3 protein-coding genes are annotated in these 10,768 nt (G+C 72.5%); all 3 read right to left on the bottom strand.

Annotation, left to right across the window (positions count from 1 at the left end; genetic code table 11):
• Positions 1 to 1,677, bottom strand: a 1,677-nt coding sequence (locus tag ABD329_RS46570; protein WP_344318108.1) for a type I polyketide synthase, incomplete at its 3' end; no start/stop codon positions are given.
• Positions 1,678 to 1,758: 81 nt separating this feature from the next.
• The gene (locus ABD329_RS46565; RefSeq protein WP_198279422.1) at positions 1,759 to 8,310 is read right to left on the bottom strand and encodes a type I polyketide synthase; all 6,552 of its coding nucleotides are present in this window, start codon (positions 8,308 to 8,310) and stop codon (positions 1,759 to 1,761) included.
• 27 nt (positions 8,311 to 8,337) lie between these two features.
• A partial coding sequence (locus tag ABD329_RS46560; RefSeq protein ID WP_344318106.1) for an SDR family NAD(P)-dependent oxidoreductase occupies positions 8,338 to 10,768 on the bottom strand: 2,431 nt, incomplete at its 5' end.

The raw sequence follows: 10,768 nt of genomic DNA, 5'->3' as shown, positions 1-10,768 counted from the left end.
CACCACCGAACCCGACACCACCCCCACAACCGACTCACCCCGCGCCACCGCGCCCAACCCCGCCAACGCCTCCTCCCGATCCCCCGCCACCACCACCACACGATCCGACAACCCCGCCCGACCACAACCCAACGCCACACCCAGCTCCCTCACCCCCACCTCCGGGTGGCCTTCGGTGAAGTCCAGCAGCCGCCGCGCCTGGGCCCGCAGCCCCGCATCGCCACGCCCCGACACCACCAACGGCACCACCACACCACCACCCAGTGCCTCCGGCGCCACCTCGGCGGCCACTTCCGGAGCCTGCTCCAAAATCACGTGGGCGTTCGTCCCGCTCACCCCGAAACCCGACACTCCCGCCCGGCGCGGACGCCCCACCTCCGGCCACACGCGCTCCTCGGTCAACAGCTCCACCGCACCCGCCGACCAGTCCACCTGCGGCGTCGGCTCACCCACGTGCAACGTCTTCGGCAGCACCCCATGCCGCAGCGCCAGCACCATCTTGATGACCCCGGCCACGCCCGCCGCGCCCTGGGTATGGCCGATGTTGGACTTGAGGGAACCCAGCCACAGCGGACGGTCCTCCGGTCGTCCCTGGCCGTACGTGGCCAGCAGCGCCTGCGCCTCGATCGGGTCGCCCAGCGCCGTGCCCGTCCCATGGGCCTCCACCGCGTCCACTTCGGCGGGGCCAAGGCGCGCATGGGCCAGCGCCTGCCGGATGACACGCTGCTGCGACGGACCGTTCGGGGCGGTCAATCCATTCGACGCACCGTCCTGGTTCACCGCGCTGCCCCGCACCACCGCCAACACCCGATGGCCGTTTCGCTCCGCGTCCGACAGCCGTTCCAGCAGCAGCACTCCCGCGCCCTCGGAGAAGCCGGTGCCGTCCGCCGCCGCGGCGAATGCCTTGCAGCGGGCGTCGGCGGCGAGTCCACGCTGGCGTGAGAAGCCGATGAACGCCCGCGGTGTGCCCAGGACGGTGACGCCACCGGCCAGCGCCATCGAGCAGTCCCCCGCCCGGAGGGCCCGCGCCGCCAGGTGGAGGGCCACCAGGGACGCGGAACACGCGGTGTCGACCGTGATGGCGGGGCCCTCGAACCCGAAGGTGTAGGAGATCCGGCCGGAGAGCACACTTCCGGCGTCGGAGGTCATCAGATAGCTCTCCAGGGCCTCGGGCAGCTCTGCTAGCCCGGCCCCGTAGTCGCTGCCCGCGAAGCCCGAGAAGACACCGACGTCCTTGCCGCGCCACGCGGTCGGGTCGATGCCCGCCCGTTCGAACGCCTCCCAGGAGAGCTCGAGCATGATGCGCTGCTGTGGATCCATCGTGACCGCCTCGCGCGGGGAGATCCCGAAGAAGCCCGGGTCGAACTCCCCGGCGTCGTGCAGAAATCCGCCCTCGTGGACATAGCTGGTGCCCCGGTGGTCGGGGTCCGGATGGAACAGGTTCGCCAGATCCCAGCCCCGGTTCACGGGAAAGCCGGTGATCCCGTCCCGCCCGTGCAGCACCAGCTCCCACAGTTGCTCGGGGGAGGACACCCCGCCCGGAAGCCGGCAGGCCATCGCGACGATCGCGATCGGCTCCGTCTTCTCGGCCTCCAGCTCGCGGACCCGCTTCTGGGAGCGGCGGGCGTCCGCCAGCACGCGCTTGAGGTAGTCGCGCAGCTTCCCGTCATCTGCCATGAGTGTTCACTCCCGATGGAAACGGTGGCGTCTGCTGGAGGGTCGGCGGCGTGTGGTGTGTCGTCGCACGGGGCCGGGCGGTCACGAGGTGCCGAACTCCCGGTCGATGAGCTCGAACATGGCCTCGTCGGTCGCGGTGTCCACGTCGAACTCCTCATCCTGCTCGGCGGTTGTGGCGCCCGCCGTGGTCTCCCACTGCTCGACCAGCAGATGGAGACGGGCCAGCACCGTGGCGTGGGTCGTGGGGTCGGGGGTGACCTCGGCCAGGGTCGTGGCCACGGTGTCGAGCTCGGCCATCAGCACCTCGGAGGTGTCGACCTCCTGGCCCAGTTCGGCCAGGAGGTAACGGGCGAGAGAGGCGGGGGCGGGGTGGTCGAAGATGAGTGTGGCGGGCAGCCGTACCCCGGCTCGGCGGGAGAGCCGGTTGCGCAGCTCCACGGCGGTGAGCGAGTCGAAGCCGATCTCCTTGAACGGCTGGTTGGGCTCGATCAGATCGGCCGAGGCGTGGCCGAGGACGGCTGCGGCCTCCTGCTGGACCAGGTCGAGCAGGATCTTCTCCTGCTGACCGGAGGTTGCCCTGACCAGCCTGCTCACCAGGTCGTCCGTGTCCGCCGCCGCGTTGTCGACGGCCCGGCGCGGGGTACGGACGAGGGCGCGCAGCAGTGCGGGCAGCGAGCCGGAGGCGGCCAGGGTGCGCAGGGCGGCGAAGTCCATGTGGGCGGGGACCAGTACGGTGTCGGGGCCGCGCAGCGCGGTGTCGAACAGCTCCATGCCCTCGGGTACGGAGAGGCCGAGCATGCCGCCCTGGGCCATGCGCCGCTGGTCGGAGTCGTCCAGGTGTGCGCTCATGTCGGTGACCTGCCCCCACAGGCCCCAGGCGAGGGAGGTGGCGGACAGCCCGCTGGCGTGGCGGTAGCGGGCGAGCGCGTCGAGAAAGGCGTTGGCGGCGGAGTAGTTGCCCTGGCCCGGGGAGTCGAAGGTGCCCGCGCCGGAGGAGAAGAGGACGAACGCGGCGAGGTCGAGGTCGCGGGTCAGCTCGTGCAGGTTGAGTACCGCGTCCACCTTGGGGCGGAACACCCTGTCCAGGCGTTCCGGCGTCAGGGTGGTGATCACACCGTCGTCCAGCAGCCCGGCGGTGTGCACCACGGCGGTCAGCGGGGCGTCCTCGGGGATCGCGCCGAGCAGTGCGGCCACCGCCTCGCGGTCGGCGAGGTCGCAGGCCACCGTGCGCACGGTGGCGCCCAGCGCGCTGAGCTCGTCCTCCAGCTCGGGGATCCCGGTGGCGTCCCTGCCGCGCCGTCCGGCCAGGACGACATTGCGCATTCCGTGTTCGGTGACCATGCGCCGGGCCACCAGGCGGCCAAGTGAGCCGGTGCCGCCGGTGACCAGGAGGGTGCCGGTGGCGTCGGGGGTACGGGGCAGGGTGAAGACGTTCTTGCCGATGTGCCGGCCCTGGCTCATGTAGCGGAAGGCGGCCGGGGCGTGGCGTACGTCCCAGGTGTTCAGCGGCAGCGGGTGCAGCGCTCCCCGGTCGAACAGCTCGACCAGTTCGCGGAGCATCTCCCCGATGCGGTCGTTGCCCGCCTCGTAGAGGGAGAACGCCTGGTAGGAGACGCCGGGATGGGTGGTTGCGACCTCCTGGGGGCTTCGCAGGTCGGTCTTGCCCATCTCCAGGAACCGGCCTCCCCGGGGCAGCAGCCGCAGCGAGGCGTCCACGAACTCCCCGGCCAGGCTGTCCAGCACCACATCGACGCCCCGGCCCTTCGTGGCGTCCAGGAAGTGTGACGCGAAGTCCACGGTGCGCGAGTTGCCGAGCCGCTCCTCGCTGATTCCGGTGGCGCGCACGGCGTCCCATTTGGCGGGGGCGGCGGTGGCGAACACCTCGGCGCCCCAGTGCCGGGCGAGCTGCGCGGCGGCCATGCCGACTCCGCCGGCGGCGGCGTGGATCAGCACGGACTCACCGGATCGCAGACCGGCGAGGTCGCGCAGCCCGTAGTAGGCGGTGAGGAACGCCATCGGCACGGTGGCGGCCTGCTGGAACGACCAGCCGTGCGGGATCCTGACCACGGTGCGGTGGTCGGCCACGGCGAGCGGGCCGACGGCGTCGGGGAACAGCCCCATCACCCGGTCGCCGACGGTGAGCCCGGCCACTCCGGGGCCGATCTCGGTGACCACTCCGGAGCCCTCGTTGCCGATGGTGGCATCGACCCGGTTCATGTCCAGCGCCACCAGGACGTCCAGGAAGTTCAGCCCCGCGGCCCGGACCTCGATCCGGACCTGACCGGCCGCCAGTGGTTCCAGCGCGGCGGGTGCGGGGCGCAGCGCCAGACCTTCGAGGGTGCCATCGGTGCCGGGCTCCAGCCGCCAGGCCGCCGCGCCCGCGGGTGGGGCCAGCGCGCCGGTGGTGTCCGCGCGGGTGAGGCGGCGGGCGTAGCGGATGCCGTCGCGCAGGGCGAGTTGTGGCTCTTCGCAGGTGAACGCGCCGGGCAGCAGGGCCAGGGACGCCTGCGCTGGGTCGGTGTCCAGCAGTGCGATCCGCCCGGGGTTCTCGGCCTGGGCGGACCGGAGCAGACCGCATACGGCGGCGGCGCTGGGGTCGGTGAGCTCGCGGTCGTGGTGCACGGCCACCGCGCCGTGGGTGAGCACGAGCAGCCGGGTGTCCTCGAGTTCGGGTGCGGCCAGCCAGGTCCGCAGCAGTTCCAGCACCCGACCGGTCACCTCCCGTACGCCGCTCGCAGTCGGCTCCTGGCCGTCGCCGACCAGGTCGAGGAGCAGCGCCTCGGGCACGCCCAGGTCGGCCGTCTCGGCCAGTTCGCGGATGTCTTCGGCGGTCGCCACCGGTACGGGGTGCGGGGTGTCCGGTGCGGTGTCGGCCGCCGGTGCCGGGAGCTCGTCCCAGCCGACGCGGAACATCCGCTCCCGGGCGGGGCTGGTGCCGGTGTCCAGCAGTTCGGTTTCCACCGGCCGGGACACCACGGATCCGACGGTGGCGACGGCCGCGCCACCGGTGTCCGCCAGTTGAAGTGCCACCTCCTCGGGGCCGTTCGGTGCGATGTGGACGCGTAGCGCGGACGCCCCGGCGGCGTGCAGGGCGATGTCGCGGTAGGCGAAGGGCAGCGCCAGCGTGGCCTGGGCGGCGCCGAGGTCGCGGAAGGCGATCGCGTGCATGGCGGAGTCGAGCAGCACCGGGTGCAGGCCGAAGCCGTCCGCCGAGAGCCCCTGGTCATCGGCCAGTGCGACCTCGGCGAACACCTCGTCGCCCCGGTTCCACACCGCGCGCAGCCCTCGGAAGGCCGGTCCGTAGCCGTAACCGGCGGCGGCCATGTCCTCGTATGCCTCGGACACCCGCTCGGTGTCCACGGCGACCGCCCCGGCCGGTGGCCACTGGACGAGGCCGGTGCCGGGTGGAGTGGCGACGGCGGCAGGGGCCAGGACACCGGTGGCATGCCGTGTCCAGGCCGCCCCCGGTCCGCTTCCCTCCGCGCGGGACCGCACGGAGAGCGGGCGCCGCCCGGAGTCGCCCGCCTCGCCCACGAACACCTGGAGGCGTGCGCCGTCGCCCTCGGCCAGGGTGAGTGGTGCCTCGATGACGAGTTCTTCGACGACACCGCAGCCGACCTCGTCACCGGCGCGCACCGCCAGCTCCACGAACGCCGCCCCGGGCAGCAGCACCGTGCCCGCCGCCGCGTGGTCGGCCAGCCAGGGATGCGTACGCAGTGACAGCCGGGAGGTGAACAGCACCCCGCCGGACTCGGGGAATTCGGTGACCGCGCCCAGCAGGGGGTGCTGGGCCGGTTCGAGGCCGAGCCCGGCCGCGTCGCCGAAGGTGTCGGTCGACTCCAGCCAGTAGTGCTGCCGTTGGAAGGCGTACGTGGGCAGGTCGATCCGGCTCGGGGCCGAACCGGTGAACACCGTGTCCCAGTCCACCGGCAGGCCACCCACATGGCCCTCGGCGAGAGAGGTCAGGAACCGCCGCGCACCGCCCTCGTCGCGCCGCAGGGAGCCCACGGCCACCGCGTCGGCCCCGGTGTCCTCGAACATCTGCTGCATGGCCGTCACCAGCACGGGATGGGCGCTGGACTCGACGAAGAAGCCGAAGCCGTCGGTGAGGAGTTCGTGGACGGCGCCCTCGAAGTCGACCGGGTGGCGCGCGTTGCGGAACCAGTACTCGGCGTCCAGTTCGCCGGTGTCGAGCACACCGCCGGTGACCGTCGAGTAGAACGGGATGTGTCCGCGGCGCGGGGTGATGTCGGCGAACATCGCGAGGATGCGGTCCCGCAACGGATCGACCTGCGCGCAGTGCGAGGCCACCGTCGAGCCCACCACCTGCGCCCGGATCCCGTCGGCCTTGCACCCGGCCACGAACTGCTCCAGCGCGGCCACCTCGCCCGCGACAGTCACCGCCGAGGGGCCATTGCGTCCGGCGATCACCAGCCGGTCGCCCCAGTCCGCCAGCCGCTTCTCCACGGCGTCGGGCGACACCGCCACGGAGGCCACCGCGCCCTTGCCCACCAGTTCCTCGGCGAACAGAGCGCTGCGCAGGACCACGATCCTGGCCGCGTCCTCCAACGACAGCGCCCCGGCCACATACGCCGCCGCGATCTCCCCTTGGCTGTGGCCGACCACCGCCGCCGGTTCGACCCCGGCCGCCGCCCACACCGCCGCCAAGGACACATGCACCGCGAACAGCGCGGGTTGCAGGATCTCGATACGGTCCAGGGAAGGCGCGCCCTCGGCCCCCTGGATCACATCGGTGACGGACCAGTCCAGGAGGCGGCCCAACGCGTCGTCGCATTCGGCGAACCGGGTGGCGAACGCCGGTGAGGAGGCCAGCAGTTCGGCCGCCATGCCCTGCCACTGCGAGCCCTGGCCGGGGAAGACGAAGGCGATGTGGCCGGTGGCCGGGCCGGTGCCGCGGACCACATCGGGGGCGGGGGTGTTCTGGGCCAGTGCGGTCAGACCGCGCAGCGCCGCGTCCCGGTCGGTGGCCAGCACCACACCGCGTTGCTCGAGCGCGGCGCGCCCGGAGGCCAGCGACCAGCCGAGGTCCGGCAGGGCCACGTCGGGGCGTTCGTCCAGGAACGACAGCAGGCGCTGGGCCTGCGCGCGCAGCCCCGGCTCGCCCCGCCCGGACACCAGGAGCGGTACCGGGGCGCCGTGGAACACCGGTGGCGAGGACTCCAGTTCAGTGGCCGCGTCCCATGCGTCGGTCGGGCCGGTCGCGGGGTCGGGTTCGGCGGGCTGGAGGGCCGGGGCCTCCTCAATGATCACATGGGCGTTGGTGCCGCTGATGCCGAAGCCCGATACGGCCGCGCGGCGCGGCCGTCCCGTCTCCGGCCACGGCTGTTCGCTGGTCAGCAGCTCCACGGCACCGGCCGACCAGTCCACCTGGGGCGTGGGCGCGTCCACGTGCAGCGTCTTCGGCAGTACGCCGTGCCGCAGCGCCATCACCATCTTGATCACGCCGGCCGCACCGGCGGCGGCCTGGGTGTGGCCGATGTTGGACTTCACCGACCCCAGCCACAGCGGGCGGTCGCGGTCCCGGCCGTACGTGGCGAGGATGGCCTGCGCCTCGATGGGGTCGCCCAGCGCCGTACCCGTGCCGTGTGCCTCCACCACGTCCACATCGGCGCCCGACAGCCGCGCGCTGCTCAGCGCCCGGCGGATGACCCGCCGCTGCGAGGGGCCGTTGGGCGCGGTGAGGCCGTTGGACGCGCCGTCCTGGTTCACCGCCGAGCCGCGCACCACCGCCAGTACCGGGTGTCCCGCGTCGACGGCGTCGGACAGGCGCTCCAGCAGCAGCACACCGGCGCCCTCGGAGAACCCGGTGCCGTCCGCCGAGGACGCGAATGCCTTGCACCGGCCGTCGGGGGCCAGGCCGCGCTGCCGGGAGAAACCCACGAAGGCGTCGGAGGCCGCCATCACGGTGACGCCACCGGCCAGCGCCATCGAGCACTCACCGGCCCGCAGCGCCTGCGCCGCCAGATGCAGTGCCACCAGCGACGAGGAGCACGCCGTGTCGATCGTCACGGCGGGGCCTTCGAGTCCGAGTGCGTAGGAGACCCGTCCGGACAGCACACTTCCCGCGCCGCCGGTGAGGATGAAGCCCTCGAGCCCTTCGGGGACCTCGGCGAGACCGGTGCCGTAGTCGTGGAACGCGATACCGGAGTAGACGCCGACGTCCTTGCCCCGCTTGCTGGTCGGGTCGATTCCGGCGCGCTCGAACACCTCCCAGGACAGCTCCAGCATGATCCGCTGCTGGGGGTCCATCGCCACGGCCTCCCGGGGCGAGATGCCGAAGAAGCCCGCGTCGAACTCACCGGCGTCGTGCAGGAAACCCCCTTCCGTGGCGTAGCTGGTGCCGGGGTGGTCCGGATCCGGGTGGAAGAGGTTGTCCAGGTCCCAGCCGCGGTTCACCGGGAAGCCGGAGATGCCGTCACCGCCGGTGGACACCAGCTCCCACAGGTCTTCCGGTGTACTCACCCCGCCCGGCAGCCGGCAGGCCATCCCGACGATGGCGATGGGGGCGGAGGTGGCCGCGACCGCCTTGTCGTACTCGTGCTTCAGCCGGGCGTTGTCCTTCAGCGAGGCGCGCAGGGCTTCGACGATCTGTTCGCTCTGGCTATTTCTCATGGCTGCCTCCCACCGCGTCGAGTGCGTTCACAACTGGGTTCCGTCGAAAGCCCGTTGGACCAGTCCGGCGATATCCATTCCATCGATCAGGTCGAGCTCCTCATCGGCGGACGGCCGGCTGCCGTCCGGTGCGGCCGCTTCGGTCCTGGCCAGCGACCGCAGCGCATCGAGCACCCCGGCCTCGCGGAACCGGCTGAACGGCACGGCGGCCAGTACGCGGCGGATCTCCTCCTCATCGGCCTCGGTGGCCTCGTCGTCGCCCTGGTCTCCCAGGAGCTCGGTGCGCAAGTACTCCACCAGCGCGTCGGGCGTGGGGTAGTCGAAGACGAGGGTGGCCGGCAGCCGGGTGCCCAGAGCGGCGCCGAGGGTGTTGCGCAGGTTCACCGCCGCGAGGGAGTCGAAGCCCATCTCCTGGAAGGCGCGCCGCGGTTTGACGGCCTCGACGCCGCTGTGGCCCAGCGCGATGGCCGCGTTCTCGCGCACCACCTTCATCAGGGCGCGTTCCCGCTCGGCGTCGGAGCCCGCGGCCAGTTCGCGCAGGAAGTCCGAGGCGGACTCGTCGGTGGTGTCGTCCGTACGAAGGCTCTCGACGATCTCCTGAACGCCCGGCAGATCACCGATCAGCGGGCTGGGCCGCAGCGAGGTGAACGCCGGGACGAACGCCGACCAGTCGATGTCCACCACGGCCACCAGCGTGTCGTCATGGCGGACGGCGTGTGTCAGGGCCGCCATGGCCGCCTCGGGCGCCATGGGCAGCACACCGCGGCGGCGCAGCTGCTCCTGGGCCGTGGCATCGGCGGCCACGCCGAAGCCGTCGATCACGCCCCAGGCCACCGAGGTGGCCACCAGGCCCCTGGCGCGGCGGCGCTCGATCAGGGCGTCGAGCTGTGCGTTGGCCGCGCCGATCAGCCCCTGGCCACCACCGCCCCAGACACTGGCGACGGACGAGAAGACCACGAACAGGTCCAGTTCCCGATCGGCGAGGAGCGTGTCGAGATGCAGCAGACCGTCGACCTTGGCCGCCAGCGTCTCCGCCAGTTGATCGGCGCTGGTGGCATCGGTCTGCGCGATCCGCGCCAGGTCGGCGGTGTGGACGACACCGGAGAGCTCGGGATACGCGGCGGGGCCGGTGAGCAGCCGCTCCACCGCGTCCCGGTCGGTGAGGTCCGTCGGGCACACCGTGACCTTCGCGCCCAGGCCGCTCAGCTCGTCCCGCAGGGCCACCACATGCGGTGCTTCATACGGCGCCTCCGGATCCGAGTCGACCGTCAGCACCAGGTGCTCCGCACCGGCACCTGCCAGCCAGCGCGCGGCATGCCTGCCGAGACCCTCCGTACCGCCGGTGACCAGGACGGTGCCACGCGGCCGCCACTCCGGCTTGGACACGCCGGTGGGCAGGGGATGGCTTCGCAGTCTGCGTACGAACGCGCCCGTGGCACGGATCGCGAGCTGGTCCTCATCGCCCGGATCGGCCAGCGCGGCGAGCAGGGTGCGGGCGGCCCGGTCGTCGAACACGTCCGGGAGGTCCACCAACGCCCCCCATCGGTCCGGCTGCTCCAGCGCCACGGCCAGACCGAGCCCCCACACCGCCGCCTGTTCCGGGGCGCTGAGCCGGTCCGTCGCGCCGACGCCGACCGCGCCTCGGGTGGCGCAGTAGAGGCGGGGTCCCGAGCCCGCTGAACCTGTCGGGCCCAGGTCGCCGAGGGCCTGGACCAGCGCCAACGTGGCCGCGGCCCCCTCGGTGAGCGTCGCGGAGCCGGGCCGTAGGCGCTGGTCGAGAGCGAGCAGGGACAGCACACCGCTGACGTCGTCGTGGTCCGCCAGCACGCCGCACAGCAGCTGTGCGAAGGCGGCGCGGTCGGGTGATTCGGGTCCGTCGAGCCGCAGGGTCGTGGTGCGCAGACCTTGGCGGTCCAGCACCGGAACCACCTGGGCCGCGTACTCGTCGTCCCGGCAGCCGTACGGCAGGATGACCAGCCAGGTTCCGGTGGGTACGCCGGAAGTGGCACCGGGGAGTGGCTTCCAGGTGACCTGATAGCGCAGCCGGTCCGCCGCGGACTTCTCGCCACGCTTGCGCCGCCAGTCCGACAGCACACCCAGCGCACCGCCCATGGCGTCCAGCGCGGCACGGTTCTCATCGCCGTCGGCCAGGTCAAGCGCCTCGGCCACCGAGCCGAGATCGCCGCGTTCGACCGCGGCCCAGAACCGGGCGTCGGTGGCGTCGGTGCCACTGAGGGCACCGGCGGGGCTCTGGTCAGCGGCGGGCCGAGTGTCATGGAGCCAGTAGTGCGTGCGCTGGAAGGCGTAGGTGGGCAGATCGGGGAGGTGGGTGGGCGGAAGGGCGCCGCCGAACAGTGCGCTGAAGTCGATGTGTACGCCTGCCACGTGCAGTTGAGCGACGGCGGACAGCAGCGCACGGGGCTCGTCGCCCTCCCGCCGCAGCGACGGCACCACCACG

Origin of the sequence: Streptomyces javensis (assembly GCF_039525925.1) — a bacterium.
Classification (GTDB): Bacteria; Actinomycetota; Actinomycetes; order Streptomycetales; family Streptomycetaceae; genus Streptomyces; species Streptomyces asiaticus.
This window is presented reverse-complemented; position numbering and strand designations above follow the sequence as displayed.

Coding starts and splice junctions, on each gene's coding strand:
- ABD329_RS46565 (WP_198279422.1), bottom strand. CDS start 8,310: ATGAGAAATAGCCAGAGCGAACAGATCGTCGAAGCCCTGCGCGCCTCG.